The 15,856-nt window shown below is 50.3% G+C and carries 13 protein-coding genes; all 13 read left to right on the top strand.

What is annotated here, in order from left to right; translation table 11 throughout:
* Nucleotides 1-35: 35 nt before the first annotated feature.
* The 13 genes from pfkB to I2H39_RS15480 all read left to right on the top strand — a co-directional run bounded on the left by pfkB (nucleotide 36) and on the right by I2H39_RS15480 (nucleotide 15,716).
* Nucleotides 36-938, top strand: coding sequence for a 1-phosphofructokinase (gene pfkB, locus I2H39_RS15540; RefSeq protein WP_138309321.1), 903 nt, complete (start codon nucleotides 36-38; stop codon nucleotides 936-938).
* 21 nt (nucleotides 939-959) lie between these two features.
* Nucleotides 960-2,897, top strand: a complete 1,938-nt coding sequence (locus tag I2H39_RS15535; protein WP_195626926.1) for a fructose-specific PTS transporter subunit EIIC — start codon at nucleotides 960-962, stop codon at nucleotides 2,895-2,897.
* Nucleotides 2,898-3,037: 140 nt separating this feature from the next.
* Nucleotides 3,038-3,940: an AraC family transcriptional regulator gene (locus tag I2H39_RS15530; RefSeq protein ID WP_138309502.1), complete on the top strand. Its 903-nt coding sequence runs from the start codon at nucleotides 3,038-3,040 to the stop codon at nucleotides 3,938-3,940.
* Between the two features lie 187 nt (nucleotides 3,941-4,127).
* Nucleotides 4,128-5,522 (top strand): sugar ABC transporter substrate-binding protein, encoded by a 1,395-nt coding sequence (locus I2H39_RS15525; protein ID WP_195626925.1) that lies wholly within the window; start codon nucleotides 4,128-4,130, stop codon nucleotides 5,520-5,522.
* A gap of 132 nt (nucleotides 5,523-5,654) precedes the next feature.
* Nucleotides 5,655-6,548: a sugar ABC transporter permease gene (locus I2H39_RS15520; protein WP_138309318.1), complete on the top strand. Its 894-nt coding sequence runs from the start codon at nucleotides 5,655-5,657 to the stop codon at nucleotides 6,546-6,548.
* The gene (locus I2H39_RS15515; RefSeq protein WP_138309317.1) at nucleotides 6,541-7,383 is read left to right on the top strand and encodes a carbohydrate ABC transporter permease; all 843 of its coding nucleotides are present in this window, start codon (nucleotides 6,541-6,543) and stop codon (nucleotides 7,381-7,383) included. Before I2H39_RS15520 ends, I2H39_RS15515 begins: the two co-directional genes overlap by 8 nt.
* A gap of 67 nt (nucleotides 7,384-7,450) precedes the next feature.
* Complete coding sequence (locus tag I2H39_RS15510) at nucleotides 7,451-8,665, top strand: enolase C-terminal domain-like protein (protein ID WP_138309316.1); 1,215 nt, start codon at nucleotides 7,451-7,453, stop codon at nucleotides 8,663-8,665.
* A gap of 166 nt (nucleotides 8,666-8,831) precedes the next feature.
* Complete coding sequence (locus I2H39_RS15505) at nucleotides 8,832-10,577, top strand: sensor histidine kinase (RefSeq protein ID WP_138309315.1); 1,746 nt, start codon at nucleotides 8,832-8,834, stop codon at nucleotides 10,575-10,577.
* Between the two features lie 15 nt (nucleotides 10,578-10,592).
* Nucleotides 10,593-11,315: a response regulator gene (locus tag I2H39_RS15500; protein ID WP_138309314.1), complete on the top strand. Its 723-nt coding sequence runs from the start codon at nucleotides 10,593-10,595 to the stop codon at nucleotides 11,313-11,315.
* Nucleotides 11,316-11,520: 205 nt separating this feature from the next.
* Nucleotides 11,521-12,879, top strand: coding sequence for a sugar ABC transporter substrate-binding protein (locus I2H39_RS15495; protein WP_195626924.1), 1,359 nt, complete (start codon nucleotides 11,521-11,523; stop codon nucleotides 12,877-12,879).
* 92 nt (nucleotides 12,880-12,971) lie between these two features.
* The gene (locus tag I2H39_RS15490; RefSeq protein ID WP_195626923.1) at nucleotides 12,972-13,853 is read left to right on the top strand and encodes a sugar ABC transporter permease; all 882 of its coding nucleotides are present in this window, start codon (nucleotides 12,972-12,974) and stop codon (nucleotides 13,851-13,853) included.
* A gap of 16 nt (nucleotides 13,854-13,869) precedes the next feature.
* On the top strand, nucleotides 13,870-14,721 hold the full coding sequence (locus I2H39_RS15485) for a carbohydrate ABC transporter permease (protein ID WP_138309311.1): 852 nt from the start codon (nucleotides 13,870-13,872) through the stop codon (nucleotides 14,719-14,721).
* 77 nt (nucleotides 14,722-14,798) lie between these two features.
* A complete protein-coding gene (locus I2H39_RS15480; RefSeq protein WP_240305332.1) occupies nucleotides 14,799-15,716 on the top strand; it encodes a nucleoside hydrolase in 918 nt (305 codons plus the stop codon).
* Nucleotides 15,717-15,856 lie beyond the last annotated feature (140 nt).

Genomic DNA, 15,856 nt, shown 5'->3' with positions numbered 1-15,856 from the left:
AAATAAAATTTCATGAGAAGGCGGTGCAGAGATATATGATTTACACAGTAACATTTAATCCGGCACTGGACTATGTGGTGGCAGTGGAGCATTTCACACTGGGAAGCGTAAACCGGACCATCAGGGAAAACATCTTTTACGGGGGTAAGGGCATCAATGTTTCGGCGCTTCTGGCAAACCTGGGATATAAGAGCACGGCCCTGGGATTCATAGCCGGGTTCACAGGACAGGAGATTGAGAGGGGCGTCCGGAGCCTGGGCTTTGACTCTGACTTTATCCGGGTGGAGAAGGGTATGTCCCGTATCAATGTAAAACTGAAGTCAGACCGGGAAAGCGAGATTAACGGCATGGGACCGGAGATTACGGCCGGTGATGTGGAACAGCTTTTTCAGAAGCTTTCCTATTTAAAAGAAGGAGATGTGCTGGTCCTGTCAGGAAGCATACCGGCAGCCATGGACAATGATATCTACCAGAGAATCATGGAGCGCCTGGACGGCAGGGGAATCCGCATGGTGGTGGATGCGGAAAAGGATTTACTCTTAAAGGTTTTAAAGTACCATCCCTTCCTTATCAAGCCAAACAACCATGAGCTGGGACAGATGTTCGGACTGGAGCTTAAGACAGAAGAGGAAATCATTCTCCATGCCAGGAAGCTTAAGGAACAGGGGGCAGTGAATGTACTGGTATCCATGGCAGGGGACGGAGCCATCCTGGTGGCTGAGGACGGCAGCGTATACCGCCAGGGAGTTGCCAGGGGAATTGTGAAGAATTCCGTTGGAGCCGGGGATTCCATGGTGGCAGGCTTCATAGCCGGATACCTGGAAAAAGGAGATTATGCATACGCCCTGAAGCTGGGAACAGCCTGCGGCGGCGCGACTGCATTTTCTGACGGCATAGGAACCAAGGATGAAATTATGAGACTCTTAAACACACTTTAATCGGTCAGGAGGGGCGCATTTATGCGGATTACAGAGTTATTAAAGAAAGCGAGCATTGAACTGGGCGTAAAGGTTTCCAATAAGGAGGAGGCCATTGACAGGCTGGTATCCCTGATGGATGCAGGCAAAAGGCTTAAGGACACAGACGGATACAAGAAGGGCATACTGGCAAGGGAAGCCCTGGGCAGCACGGCCATTGGTGAGGGAATCGCCATTCCCCACGCAAAGGTGGAGGCGGTAAAGGAGCCCGGGCTGGCAGCCATGGTTGTGCCGGAGGGGGTTGATTACGACGCCTTTGACGGTTCCCTTGCAAACCTGCTGTTCATGATTGCAGCGCCTGCTGAGGGGGCAGACGTGCACCTGGAGGCATTGTCCCGCCTGTCCACCCTGCTTATGAATCCCGGATTCAAGGAAGGGCTGATTGGGGCTTCGGATAAGGAGGAATTTTTACGCATCATTGACAGGGCTGAGGTGGAGCGTTTTGGGGCGCCTGAGGGAGAGGCGGACCGGAATGCAGAAGCGGATGTGGATGTGAAAACAGCCTCCGGATACCGGGTCCTGGCTGTCACGGCCTGCCCTACCGGCATTGCCCATACCTATATGGCGGCTGAAAACCTGGAAAATACAGGAAAGAAGCTGGGAATTTCGCTGAAGGCTGAGACGGATGGCTCCGGCGGCGCCCAGAACGTGCTCACCAGGGATGAGATTGCAGCGGCGGACGCCATCATCATTGCCGCGGATAAGAATGTGGAGATGGCCAGGTTTGACGGCAAGCCGGTTATCATGGTTCCTGTAGCTGACGGCATTCACAAGGCGGAGGAGCTGATTAAACGGGCAGTGGACGGCACCGTGCCTGTATACCACCACACAGGGGCTGTCGGAGACGGGTCTGTATCCGACAGCAATGACAGCATTGGACGCACCATTTACAAGCACCTGATGAATGGCGTTTCCCATATGCTTCCCTTTGTAATCGGCGGAGGAATCCTCATTGCCCTGGCGTTCCTGTTTGACGATTATTCCATTAACCCGGCTAACTTTGGTAAGAATACGCCTCTGGCCGCTTACCTTAAAACCGTAGGAGAGCAGGCGTTTGGAATGATGCTTCCTATCCTGGCTGGTTTCATTGCCATGAGTATTGCGGACCGTCCGGGACTGGCAGTGGGCCTGGTGGCAGGACTGATTGCCAAGATGGGCGCTACGTTTGCCAATCCCGCCGGGGGCGATGTGAACGCAGGCTTCCTGGGCGCCCTGTTTGCAGGCTTTGTGGGCGGATACATTGTAGTGGGATTGAGGAAGCTTTTCTCGAAACTGCCAAAGTCACTGGAAGGCATTAAGCCGGTGCTTCTGTATCCGGTTATCGGCATCTTCCTGGCAGCTGTGGTCACCACCTTTATCAACCCGTATATGGGTATGATTAATGACGGCCTGACCCGTTTCCTGGGAGGAATGGGAGGCACCAGCAGAGTTGTGCTGGGCATGGTATTGGGCGGCATGATGTCCATTGATATGGGCGGTCCCTTTAACAAGGCAGCCTATGTGTTCGGAACAGCGCAGCTGGCGGAAGGCAACTTTGAGGTCATGGCGGCTGTCATGGCAGGCGGTATGGTGCCTCCCATTGCCATTGCCCTTTGCACCTCCTTCTTTAAGAAAAAATTCACGGCAAAGGAGCGCCAGTCCGGTATTGTCAACTATGTGATGGGCCTGTCCTTTATCACCGAGGGAGCCATTCCCTTTGCGGCCCAGGACCCTCTGCGGGTGATTCCTTCCTGTATCATCGGTTCCGCGATTGCAGGCGGTCTTTCCATGGCCTTCGGCTGTACCCTCAGGGCGCCTCACGGCGGTATCTTTGTCCTTCCGACCATCGGGAATCCATTTATGTATCTGGCTGCGGTGGTTGCGGGAGCAGCGGCCGGATGTGTGATTCTGGGGATGCTTAAAAAGAACGCAGAGGAATAGGAACGCAGATTAAGGCGGCGGTGCAGACCAAAGGGGAGTATTTGGTCATACAAATATAAAAGTAATTGGCGGCAGTCCCGGTTCTTTGACCGGGGCTGCTTTTTTTGACATTCAGATACAGGTATGCTATAGTAAACCACATGGAGATTAAGATTAACGATTATTATGAGCCGGACCATTTCCGGGCAATCTGCGAGGATAATTATAATATTTCACGGACCTGTGAATACGAGAAGAATGAGATGCACCACATCCATAATACCAGTGAAATTCTCCTGGTGGAGGACGGGGCGGCGGATTACTACATCTCAGGCAGAAAGTACCATGTGGAGCCCTATGACATTCTGGTCATAGGAGCCATGGAGCATCATCTCAGGCGGATTGACAGGCTGCCGTTTTCAAGATACGGCTTCACGGTCAAACCAACCTACTACAGGAGCACTGTATTGGACAGCGACCTGCAGAAGGTGTTCAACACGCCCACACCGGAGGAGTTTGTCCAAAATTATAAGAATGTGGACCGGGCCGTGTTCGGACAGTTAATTGATATGCTGTGCTGCCTGAAGGCGGAGGACGCGGTGCATAAGCCCTTCCGCTCCCAGATTCAGCGGACCATTGTCACCCAGATTGCGGTGCTGCTGTTTCGGACCTTCCGAATCAAACGGAGCGAGTCCGGTATCTCGCCGTCCAATGCCAGGATGCTGGAAATCAAGGAATACATAGACACCCATTTTAACGAGGAACTGAACCTGAACATGCTGGGTGAAAAATTTTTTCTTCACCCATCCACCATCAGCAAGGATTTCACCAAGTACTGCGGATACAACCTAAACAAGTATATCAACACGGTGAGGGTCTGCGAGGCAGCCAGCTTATTGGAAAATAATAGTGATAGCGTGGCGGTGATAGCGGAAAAGTGCGGTTATGACAGTGTAAACACATTTTTAAGGCAATTTAAATCAATCATGGACGTATCTCCCCTCCAATACCGTAAATCTGTACATGAATGGTGGGAAACAAGCAGGAGAAGCAGAAGAAAGTAGCTGGTGATTTTTGGACGCCAGCTGCTATTTTTATGCAGATTTTTACAACAGGACAAAGAAATGGTGATTTTTGACTAAATAATAATCACATTCCGCAGGGCACTTGATGTATGATATTTACATCGGAACAAACGATTACCGGCCGGTAATTATGAGTGATTCATAACAATGAAATGGAGGAACTGACATGAAAAAAAGATTCTTATCAGCAATGCTTTCCGTAGCGATGGCAGCATCCCTTGTGACAGGATGCGCGGGCTCATCATCCGGCACGGCAGATACAAAGGCAGAGGATGTAAAGGCGGATACAAAAGATAATAATGGAACGGAAGCAGGGGAAAAGGATACGCAGGCAGCGTCCGGCGAACCGGTTACCCTGACCGTCATGGACGGATATGCGCCGGAGGACCCCCACGGCCAGTACATATATCAGTATGCAGAGGAATTTATGAAGGAAAATCCGGACATCAAGGTGGAAATCCAGGCCATTGCCTCCGGCGATATCTACACAAAGCTGGCAGCCATGGCAACCTCTCCGGATGACCTTCCCACTATATTTTTTACATCTGCCGACCAGATTCCAACCCTTTACGACCTGGGACTGACAGAGGACCTGAGCAAATGGATGGACAAGGAGGTCATTGACGGCCTGGCAAACGGCGTTATGGACGCCTGCACCATTGACGGGCAGATGACCTATTATCCGGTGGCCGTACAGCCTCAGGCCGTTATCTACCGCATAGACCGTTTTGAGGAAGCAGGGCTTAAGGTGCCCTCCACATGGGACGAGTTTGTGGACTGCGCAAAGGCGCTGACAAAGGATACGGACGGGGACGGACAGGTGGACCAGTGGGGATTCTCCATGGTAGGCTCCAACAATTCCTCAGGACAGAGCCGTTTCATGTCCTATCTCTGGAGCAACGGCTATGAGCTGGCTTACCAGGAGGATGGTTCCGGCGAGTGGAAGACCGACATTACCACAGACCCGGCCTTCGTGGACGTATTCTCAAAGTGGACCGACATGAACAATGTGGAGGGCGTGGTTCCCACCGGTATCACGGAGGTGGATTATCCCACGGCTGCCAACTACTTTGCCATGGGCTATACAAGCATGTTCCTTACCGGTCCCAACGCCCTGGGCGTGGCCTATGCCAATAATCCTGAGTTAAAGGGAAAGCTGGGTTCCTTTAAGCTTCCGGGGGAATATTCAGGCACCATGCTGGGAGCAGAGGGCTATGCCATCACTGCCAAGTCAACGGACGCTGAAAAGGCAGCCGCAGCTAAATACCTGGCATTCTTTACCTCCCATGACCGGGATATGAAGTTCTGGGAATCCAGCGGTAAGATTCCGTCCACCACCGAGGGACAGAAAGTCTCCTATATAACAGGGGATGATTATGCAGGTTTCCTGAAGCAGATTGAGGACGGCTGCCGTCCTACCCTGCCTTTTGCAGGAATCAGCGGCCTTAAGAGCGCTCTGGGCGATGCCTATGCATCTGTATTCAGCAACGAGAAAACAAATGACCAGGCAGTGGAGCAGCTGGTGAAGGACCTTGAACAGCTTCTGGAAGATTACAACTAGAGGCAGCAGAATGCAAAGCCTGGGACAGCGCAGGAAACAGCACCACCGCAAACAGTAACAGAAACAGCAGCATGATACGGGGAAGGGCAGATAACCGCCCTCCCCGTATTCAAAAGAAAGGTTCATGATAGTATGTCTAAGGTAAAAACCAAAGGAACTGCTGGCAAAATTAAATACCAGAATGACGGATACTTATTTGCTTTCCCCATTGTATTTATGCTGGCGGCCCTTATTATATATCCCATGGCCTATGGCTTCTATATCAGCTTTTTTAATACCAACCTGGTGACTAAGTGGAAATTTGTAGGCTTTAAATATTACGCAGAGGCATTTACAGACCCGTCTTTCTATAAATCAGTTCTGCTTACGTTTGAGTTCATGATATTTGTAGTAATCGGGCATTTTGTCCTGGGGTTCATTCTGGCCGCCCTGTTAAACAGGGAGTTCAGGGGAAGAACCGTATTCAGGGTAATCTTTATGCTTCCATGGCTTTTCCCGGAAGCTGTCATCGCCCTTTTGTTTACCTGGATTATGAATCCCATGTACGGCGTCTTAAATGACATTTTAAAGTCCCTGGGAATCATCTCAGCCAATATATCCTGGCTTGGGAGTAAGGAACTGGCGTTTCCGTCTGTGGTATTCACCTGTATATGGAAGGGATTTCCGCTGGTTATGACCATGATACTGGCCGGCCTTCAGAGCATATCCAAGGACCTGTACGAGGCGGCTGTGATTGACGGGGCAAATAAGTGGGACAGCTTCCGGTACATAACCCTGCCCTCCTTAAAGCCCATACTGACAACGGTTATCATACTGGACAGCGTGTGGTGGTTCAAGCAGTATACCCAGGTCTTTACCATGACGGCCGGCGGACCGGGCACAGCCACCAACCTGATAAGCCTGAGTATTTACGGAACCGCGTTCAACGACCTGAGGTTCGGCAAGGGAGCTGCCTGGGGAATCCTGGTGTTCATTATCTGTTATCTCATAAACTCTGTGTATAAGGTGGTGCTGAAGGATGAATAAAATAAAGTCAAAACGCAGAATGGAACAAATTATCTGCTATGTGGTCCTGATTCTGCTGGCCATGCTGGTGCTGGTGCCAGTGCTCTGGATGGTTTCCACGGCATTCAAGACAGAGGCCCAGACCTACTCGCCCAAGCCCCAGTGGATACCGGACCCAATCAGCCTGGAGTCCTTCCGGAAATTTTTCACCACCTACAATTTTGGAAGAATGACCCTGAACAGCCTGATTACATGTATCTTTGCCATGATTATCTGCATCACCTGCGCGTGCCTGGCCGGCTACGGGGTGACCAGATTCCAGTTTAAGGGAAAAAAACAGCTGATGGATTTTCTTCTGGTGACCCAGATGTTTCCCAGCGTTATGCTGGTGGTGCCTTTTTATGCAGTGCTCTCCAAATACCATATGACCAACAAGCTGATTGGACTCATCATTGTGTATGCAGCCACCAATGTTGCCTTTAGCACATGGATGCTGGTTTCCTACTTTAAGACAGTGCCCATTGAGCTGGATGAGGCGGCCCGGGTGGACGGGGCTTCCAGTTTCCGTATTTTCTGGAACATCATTCTGCCCCTGATAGTACCGGGTATTGCAGCGGTTGCCATATTTGTCCTGTTCAGCGGCTGGAATGAGTATATGTATTCCTCGGTCCTGATTTCCAACGACCAGCTTAAGACATTGACCGTGGGCATTATTTCCCTGAATTCCCAGTACCAGATTAAATGGAATGACCTGATGGCCGCCTCCACCGTATCCAGTCTTCCGCTGGTGGTCCTTTTCATCTGTTTCCAGAAGTATTTCATCGCAGGCATGACAGGCGGGGCCGTGAAGAGCTGATACTGTATTGCCGGGGGGCGCACAGTGCAGGCATAGGGATTTTACAAGAAAACAGGAGATTAAGAACATGGATAACATAACGATTCGCGATATAAAAGTATTTGTGACAGCGCCCAGGGGAATTAATCTGGTTATTGTGAAGGTGGAAACGTCGGAACCGGAACTCTCCGGATACGGATGCGCCACCTTTACATGGAGGCATAAGGCCGTGGTCACAGCCATAGAGGAGTACCTTTGCCCCATGCTTAAGGGCAGAAGCGTCCATAATATAGAGGATATCTGGCAGACCATGATGGGAAGCTCCTACTGGCGCAACGGCCCGGTCCTTAACAACGCCATATCCGGTGTGGACGAGGCTCTGTGGGACATCAAGGGCAAACTGGCCGGCATGCCTCTTTACAGCCTGCTTGGCGGCAAGGCCAGGGAAGGGGTAACGGTTTACCGCCATGCGGACGGAGGATGCCTGGAAGAGGTAAAAGAGTGCATCAGCCGTTATATCGAGGAAGGGTACCGGCATATCCGCTGTCACATGGGGACCTACGGCGGGAATTTTGACGGCAGGCGCCAGCAGATGGTGAAGCCGGACGGAGCGCCGGAAGGCGCGTATTTCCATCCGAAAATGTATATGGACAGCGTAATCCGTCTGTTTGAACAGGTGAGGAAGGATTTCGGCTGGGAGCTTGAGGTCATGCACGATGTACATGAGAGGCTTTCCCTGGCAGATACCCTTGCCTTTGCAAAGGAGCTGGAACCCTTTAAGCTGTTTTTCCTGGAGGATTCCCTGTCCCCTGACCAGGTGGGGTATTACAGGTATCTGAGAGAGCAGACAGCTGTTCCCTTTGCCATGGGAGAGCTGTTTACCAATCCGGCTGAGTGGAAGACCATCATACAGAACCAGTGGATTGATTTCATTAGGGTGCATCTAAGCGATATCGGAGGCGTGACCCCTGCCGTGAAGCTGGCACACTTCTGCGATGCATACGGGGTGCGGACCGCATGGCATGGTCCCAATGACCTGTCGCCCATCGGGATGTGCGCCCAGATGCATCTGGACCTGAACAGCCACAACTTCGGTATCCAGGAATTTTCCGGCTTTACCCAGGAGGAGAAGGCCGTATTCCCGGGCTGTCCGGATATCAGGAACGGCTATGCATATGTGGATGATACCCCCGGCATCGGTGTTGGCTTTGATGAGAGGGAAGCGGCCAAATATCCGGCAGTGGACATGGACCACAGCTGGCTGTTTGCAAGGCTGCCTGACGGGACGGCTGTCAGGCCGTAGGTGAATGGCAGACATATAATAAGACAACAAAACGCGGTTCTGGCAATAAGCCAGGGCCGTGTCTTTTTTTGTCCGGCGGTTGGGGACGCATAAGCCCCCTCGGGGTTTGTAATCCCAAACTATAAATGCTATGATAGAAAAAATATAATCACAGGGGGAACAGAGCGTGAGACAGTTGTCATTCCGTGCAAAGATTATGATTGTATTTATAACCATCGGCATTCTTCAGGGCAGTATTATGGGATATTTTGCTTACAGCCATGCAAGGGGCCTTATTTTTAACAACAAGAAAAATGAGATGGAAAACATGCTGGAGAAAATCAATATCAGTGTGACGGATAAGGTTTCCTATATGACACAGCTGGGGCAGAGCACAGCCACCAGCCAGATTGTGAGAAACAATATCCACAGCGGCGAGGACTACCTGCAGGTGGGCCGCAGCAAGCGCAGCATAGCTGAGTATTTTTCCTCTCTCGTACTTTCATTTGAACCATTGAGCAATATCATGATTATTGACCGGTCAAATATCCTGTACAGCACCTATGATTATTACAGGCTGCAGGATTTTGACCTGGTGTCCTCCCAATATTATGAGGCAGCCTCAAAGCATGGGGGACAGCCTGTTTGGCTGGGTCTTGAGGACAACCTGCTTTTTCATATGGAGGGTATTACAGGACCTGAAAAGGTCCTTACCATGGTGGAGCCCATTACGGATTTTTACAATCAGGAGGTCATTGCCGTACTCATCATGGATTTGAACCCGGATACATTCCTGGACATCCTGCATACGGAGAACGCCTCATTTCCCCATCAGATGACCTTCATGCTGGACCAGAACCAGAACCTGATTGCAGGTGACGAAAAGACCTTTTCCCAGGCCATTGATGCAGTGGCTGCCATGGAGAACAGCAGGAGAGGGTCCGGGGAGCTGCTGGTGGGACAGGAGCGCATGGCGCTGTCTGCCATTACCAATGAAACAACGGGATGGAAGATATATACCATGGTGCCTTACTCGGATATCTCGGCCCAGGTACAGAGCCTGAACCATTCCATCCTGCTCAGCATCATCCTGTGCAACCTGCTGATTCTGGTCTGCCTTCTGGCAGTGTCCCTGGCCATCACAGCTCCTGTGAAGAAGCTGATTGAGGCCATGGGGGAGGTGCAGCAGGGGAATTTTGATTACCGCATAGAGAATAAACGCTCGGATGAAATGGGCCGTCTCATGGAGACGTTCAATTACATGGTGTTTAAAATAGACATGCTGATAAAGGAGGTCTACCAGGAAAAGCTGGCTCAGAAAAATGCGGAGCTGGAAGCCCTGCAGTCCCAGATTAATCCCCACTTTTTGTATAATACCCTGGATACCATCAATTGGATGCTGCTGGACAAAAAGGAATATGAGATAAGCGGCATCGTGGTGTCATTGGGTGAGATGATGAAATATGCAATCAGCAGGTCCTCCAGAACCGTGGCCCTGAGTGAGGAAATCCGTCACGTATCCAACTATCTCCTGATTCAGAAGGAACGGATGGAAGATAAACTGGAATATGAGATAGATATTCCGGACCAGTACGCATCCATCCAGGTTCCCAGGCTGATTCTGCAGCCCCTGGTGGAAAATGCCATTGTCCACGGAATAGAAACAGGAGGACGCGTAAGGATAAGGGCATATGAACATGATGAGGACGGGGGATGCTGGCTGGAGGTCAGCGATAACGGGTCAGGCATGGATGAGGGGCAGCTGAAACGCCTGAGGGATGGAACCACCCAACCCAGGATGAACCACACAAGCATAGGCGTGGAGAATGTAAATAAGAGAATCAGGCTGTATTATGGGGAGGAATACGGGCTCAGCATCGAGAGCCGGCTGGGAGAGGGAACGGTCATCCGTTTCTGCATACCCGGAAATTGATAGGGAGGGAATGACATGAGAGCAATTGTTGTGGATGATGAACCAAAAATAAGAAACGGACTGTGCGGGCTGGTGGAAGGTCTTGAGGGCTGGGCGGTGGCCGGGAGCTTTGAGGAAGCCGCCGCAGCCATGGAATACCTGAGGAACGGGCAGGCGGATGTAATCATCACAGATATCAAGATGCCCCATATGTCGGGACTGGATTTGATATATCAGATAAGGGAGGCCAATGCCGAGGTAGATGTGGTCATCGTAAGCGGATACACTAATTTTTCTTATGCCCAGCGCGCCATAGAGCTGGGCGTGACCCGGTATCTGACGAAGCCCACCAATCCCGTGGAGCTGATAGAAACGCTCAGGCAGATTGAGAAGAAGCTGAGCCGGTCCCCGGGAATGCGTCCGGAGAGAAATAAGCAGCCCGGAAATCAGCTTATCATGAAGGCGCAGGAATATATTGCCTCAAACTACAGCCGGAAAATCACATTAAAGGATATGGCAGACGAACTGTACATATCCCCCAATTATCTGTGCGAACTGTTTAAACGCCACACGGATAAGAATCTGACGGATTATATTTCGGCGTACCGGATTGACAGGGCCAAGGAACTGCTGATGGATGTCAGATACAGGGTTAACGATGTGGCATATATGGTTGGCTTTTCCGATGCCCAGTATTTCAGCAATCTGTTTAAGAAAAAGGTGGGTATGACTCCCACGGAATACAGGAACAGAAGGTAGATGTGTATAGGAAACATGGGTAAAAACAGGAATATAGTAAAATATTACACAAAATCATAATCTGACCCGGTTGTTGTATATGGCGGTTTATATATAATTAAGATATAAAAGTTGAATAAATTATGCATAATTTATGAAAAAGCAATGCCGTGTTTAACAGTAGCAAGATAAACAGAATGACCAGCAATGACTAGGGGGAAATATTATGAAGTTAAAAAAATTAACAGCAATTGGATTGGCTGCAGCCATGGTGTTTTCAGCAGCAGGGTGTTCCTCAAAAAGCCAGCAGGCGGATAACAGCTCTGCCCAGGCTGAAAAGGCGCCGGAGAGCAGCCAGGACAAGGCCCAGGGCGGAGAACCGGTGGAAATCGTATACCTGAATTCCCATGCAGATGTGTGGGAAGGTGATGTGGGCAAGGAAATCATACAGAAATTTGAGGAATCCCATCCCGGAATCAAGGTAAAGACAGAATCCTATCCCTTTGACCAGATGATAGAGATGGTTGAAGTAAAGATGAAATCCAAGTTAAGCGACTTTGACGTGCTGAATGTGGACGCGCCTCTTGTGACCTCTTATTCAGTCAGGGGGTATCTGGAGCCGTTTGAGAATTATATGAGCAGGGATGAGCTGGATAAGGTATTTACCCAGACCGGTCTGAAGGCAGCCACCTATGACGGAAAAGTTATGACAGCGCCTAAACGGGAGTCCGGCATGATTATGGTGTACAATAAGGACATTCTGGATGAAAACAATATACCTTATCCGGCCTATGACACAGACAAGCGCATGACCTGGGAGGAGTGCCTGGATATCTGCAAACAGGTCACCAAGGTGGAAAACGGCACCACTACATGCTGGGGCATCATCGGGGACCAGATAAACCGCGTGTGGAATGTAATGCCACTGGCCAATTCCCTGGGAGCTGCCTGGCTGGATGAGGACGGACTGACAGCTACCGGGTATCTGAACTCAGAAGCCAGTATAAAAGCAATGACTTTTTATCAGGACCTGTTTAATAAATACGGGGTGTCCCCCAAGGGCGTGAACACCAATGAGGCCAGGGAGATGTTTGAGACAGGAAAGGTGGCATTTACATGGGGCGACCCGGTGTGCTACGCCAGGGCCAAGGGAAAAGGAATCAATGTGGGCGTGTGCCCGGTGCCTTATTTTGAAGGCGGTGTGCCGGTGGTAGGATGCGACTCCTGGCATATAGGCATCAATGCCAATTCAAAGCACAAGGAGGAAGCGGCTGAGTTCATCAAATACATTACCGTGGGAGAGGGAAGCGGCATATTCCTGGACAGCCAGAATAATATTGGAGCCAATATGGAGCGGATTGCCCGGATTACAGATGATTCCGCCCCGGACCATGAGGTTTACGCCCTGCTGGCCAGTGACTTGGAAAATTACTCCGTATCAAGGCCCAAAACCCCGGGATACAATGAGTGGTCCGATGTTGTAAATGCTGCCATTGAGGATATCAGAAACGGGGCGGATGTAAAGACCACACTGGATACGTCGGCCGCCAGGATTGACGACATCCTGAAAAAATATACAAAGTAACGAGACGTAATAAAAAGCAGCATCAGACAGCATTGGAAGAACGTATCCGGCCCAAACGGATACGTTCTCCTTAAATAGGAGGAGGTCAGCGCATGGAGCCAGTAAAACTTAAAAAAAGGCCGGGAGCATGGGAACCGTATCTGTTTCTCGCACCGGCAATGCTCCTGCTTTTTATCTTTAAGATATACCCCATCATCATATCCTTTGCAGGAAGCTTTTTTGCGGAATCCTTTCTGCGGGGGGAGAAATATTTTGCGGGTCTGGACAACTACATCTCATTGTTTACAGACCCAACCTTTCATAAGACGCTTAAGGTGACCCTTGTATTCAATCTCATTACAACGCCGCTGCAGATTCTGATTTCCCTGCTGCTGGCATTGTCCGTGCGCATACCGGGCAGGGCCAACAGCGCGTTCCGGTCTGTCTTCATGATGCCCATTGCCATTGCCCTTTCTTCCGGATGTATGATATGGAATATATTGCTGAATCCAAACCAGGGAGTGGTCAACAGCATACTCATGATGTTCGGAATGCCGGCCCAGCCGTTTTTTACCAGCCCGAAGCAGTCCATGATGTCGGTTATCCTTATCTGTATCTGGAAGGGCTGCGGTTACTGGATGCTCTATCTTTTGTCCGGCATTCAGGAGGTGTCCGAATCCCTGATTGAATCAGCCAGAATCGACGGGGCCAACGGCTTCAGGACCGTGTGGGATATCATACTGCCCCTGATACGGCGGTCCATGATGTTTGTATTTGTCTCCAACACGGTGGCAAACCTTCTGATGTTTGTTCCCATGTACATGATTACCCTGGGAGGGCCTGAGATGTCCACCAACCTGATGATGTATGAGGCGTACAAATCAGGGTTTATCTATGCTGATTTCGGCCGTTCCTACGCCATTGTCACGCTGATTCTTATGGTATCATTTGCAGTGGTCATGGTGGAGATGAAAGTGCTGAAACCAAAGCATTAGGAAGGAGGAAAACAATATGAAAAAACGGACCGTCAGGCATGTGCTGTTTGGCACCGTGCAGTATGGACTGATGCTGTTTTATGCCGTGTTTCTTGTACTGCCTGTATTTTTCTCGTTTATGTCATCCATCAGGCCCAGCGAGGAGATATTTAAGTACGCTTCACCGTTTTCACTGGCAACGTTCATTCCGAGACAGATATCCCTGGAATCCTTTCGGAGTCTGTTCATTGATTATGAGTTTATGAAGCCTCTGATTAATACCGTGGTGGTATGCGCCGTGACCGTTGTCCTGGGGCTGGCCCTCAATGCGCTGGCAGGGTTTGCATTTGCCAAATTCAGGTTCAGGGGGAAGAATATACTGTTCCTCATGGTCATACTTACCATGATGATACCCTTTGAGGCCATTGCCATACCGCTGTATTCCCTGTGCCATCAGCTTAATATGCTGAATACCAAGAGTGCGCTGATACTTCCGGCTGTTGCCAACGGTACGTACATATTTTTGTTTAAAAATGCATTTGAAGAAATACCGGACAGCCTGGCTGAGTCGGCCAGGATAGACGGAGCCAGCTGGCTGGCTGTGTTTACGAGAATATATATACCGCTGACCAAGCCCATTATGGTAAGCGCGGGACTGCTTATTTTCTTCTATCAATGGCAGTCCTTTGTATGGCCCCTGATTGCGGCCAATGCTCCGGAGGTGCGTGTGGTGCAGGTGGCCCTGTCCGTATTCCAGCAGGAGAACGGAACGCTGTGGGGGGAAATATTTGCTGCTTCCGTGGTCACCACAGTGCTGCCGCTGATGTTTTTCTTTCCGCTGCAGAAATACTATAAAATGGGAATCAGCACATCGGGCATGAAGGAATAAAGGGAATACCGTGTTGCGGCTGTAAGGAGCTGATGCCGGGGTAAATGGGAAATAGGATAAAAGGAAAACAGGATAGAATGAGAACAGAGCAGAAGGAGAATCGGATGGATAAGATTAAGATAATCATTGATACGGATATAGGGGATGACGCGGATGACGCGCTGGCCATCTGTCTTGCGCTCAAGTCAGAGGAGCTGGAGGTTTTGGGAATCACCACCGTATTCAGAAACACGGCAGCCAGGGCGCAGATTGCGGTAAGGCTTCTGCAGTTAATGGGCAGGACCGACATACCGGTATATGCGGGAATAGGCCGTCCGCTGGTGGCAGAGGCTGATGTGGAGGCGGTACCCATACAGCTTTTGGAGGGCATGGAGAAACTGGAGTACCGGAAGGACATGGATGGGGTGGAATATCTGCGCAGAAGCCTGGCTGAATCAGAGGGAGATATAACCCTGGTCACCATAGGCCCCCTGACCAATATCGGGGTCCTGCTCTGCAGCCATCCGGAAATCAAAGGAAAAATCAAGGAAATCGTAATGATGGGCGGGGCATATTACATGCACTACAATGAGTGGAACATTCTGTGCGACCCGGAAGCAGCCCATATTGTCTATTCCTCCGGCGTTCCCATCCGGGCCATTGGGCTGGATGTGACCACCAGGTGCCAGGTAAATGACGAATTGGTATCCCTGATGCGAAACAGCAATAAGCCGGAGGTGGAACTGCTGGCAGACCTGTTGATGTGCTATTATGAGAACCGGGGACGCCATACCTTCCTGCATGACCCCATGGCAATGTTCGCTGTGTATGATAAGGACCTTATTACCTATCAGGGGGAAGACATCCATGTGGAGCTGCATGGGCAGCATACCAGAGGCACTACCTTTAACACCTGGAAGATTGGCGTGGGAAACATAAGGCAGAATGTGATGTGCGCAAAGGACATTAAAGCAGAGGAGTTTGTCAGCAGATTTAAGGAAATCATAATGCGTTAGAAGGTGTGCGGCGCCGGGGAGTCCTTGACAAGTGCGGATACCTGCAATAATATAATCTTATGGGCCGGTGTTTTTCATGGACGTTTATCAAAACAGGCGGAGATTGAAACAAAGTACCCGGCCGATTGCTCAAGGAGGAA

Source organism: Clostridium sp. 1001283B150225_161107_B6 (assembly GCF_015556325.1).
Taxonomy (GTDB): Bacteria; Bacillota; Clostridia; order Lachnospirales; family Lachnospiraceae; genus Enterocloster.
The sequence above is the reverse complement of the archived record's forward strand: the minus strand, read 5'-3'. Positions and strand labels throughout refer to the sequence as shown.

What these genes read in the sequence shown, in the direction of transcription:
- I2H39_RS15490 (WP_195626923.1), top strand. Translation starts at nt 12,972, where the DNA reads ATGGAGCCAGTAAAACTTAAAAAAAGGCCGGGAGCATGGGAACCGTAT.
- I2H39_RS15500 (WP_138309314.1), top strand. Translation starts at nt 10,593, where the DNA reads ATGAGAGCAATTGTTGTGGATGATGAACCAAAAATAAGAAACGGACTG.
- I2H39_RS15520 (WP_138309318.1), top strand. Translation starts at nt 5,655, where the DNA reads ATGTCTAAGGTAAAAACCAAAGGAACTGCTGGCAAAATTAAATACCAG.
- I2H39_RS15515 (WP_138309317.1), top strand. Translation starts at nt 6,541, where the DNA reads ATGAATAAAATAAAGTCAAAACGCAGAATGGAACAAATTATCTGCTAT.
- I2H39_RS15510 (WP_138309316.1), top strand. Translation starts at nt 7,451, where the DNA reads ATGGATAACATAACGATTCGCGATATAAAAGTATTTGTGACAGCGCCC.
- I2H39_RS15525 (WP_195626925.1), top strand. Translation starts at nt 4,128, where the DNA reads ATGAAAAAAAGATTCTTATCAGCAATGCTTTCCGTAGCGATGGCAGCA.
- pfkB (WP_138309321.1), top strand. Translation starts at nt 36, where the DNA reads ATGATTTACACAGTAACATTTAATCCGGCACTGGACTATGTGGTGGCA.
- I2H39_RS15485 (WP_138309311.1), top strand. Translation starts at nt 13,870, where the DNA reads ATGAAAAAACGGACCGTCAGGCATGTGCTGTTTGGCACCGTGCAGTAT.
- I2H39_RS15495 (WP_195626924.1), top strand. Translation starts at nt 11,521, where the DNA reads ATGAAGTTAAAAAAATTAACAGCAATTGGATTGGCTGCAGCCATGGTG.
- I2H39_RS15530 (WP_138309502.1), top strand. Translation starts at nt 3,038, where the DNA reads ATGGAGATTAAGATTAACGATTATTATGAGCCGGACCATTTCCGGGCA.
- I2H39_RS15480 (WP_240305332.1), top strand. Translation starts at nt 14,799, where the DNA reads ATGAGAACAGAGCAGAAGGAGAATCGGATGGATAAGATTAAGATAATC.
- I2H39_RS15535 (WP_195626926.1), top strand. Translation starts at nt 960, where the DNA reads ATGCGGATTACAGAGTTATTAAAGAAAGCGAGCATTGAACTGGGCGTA.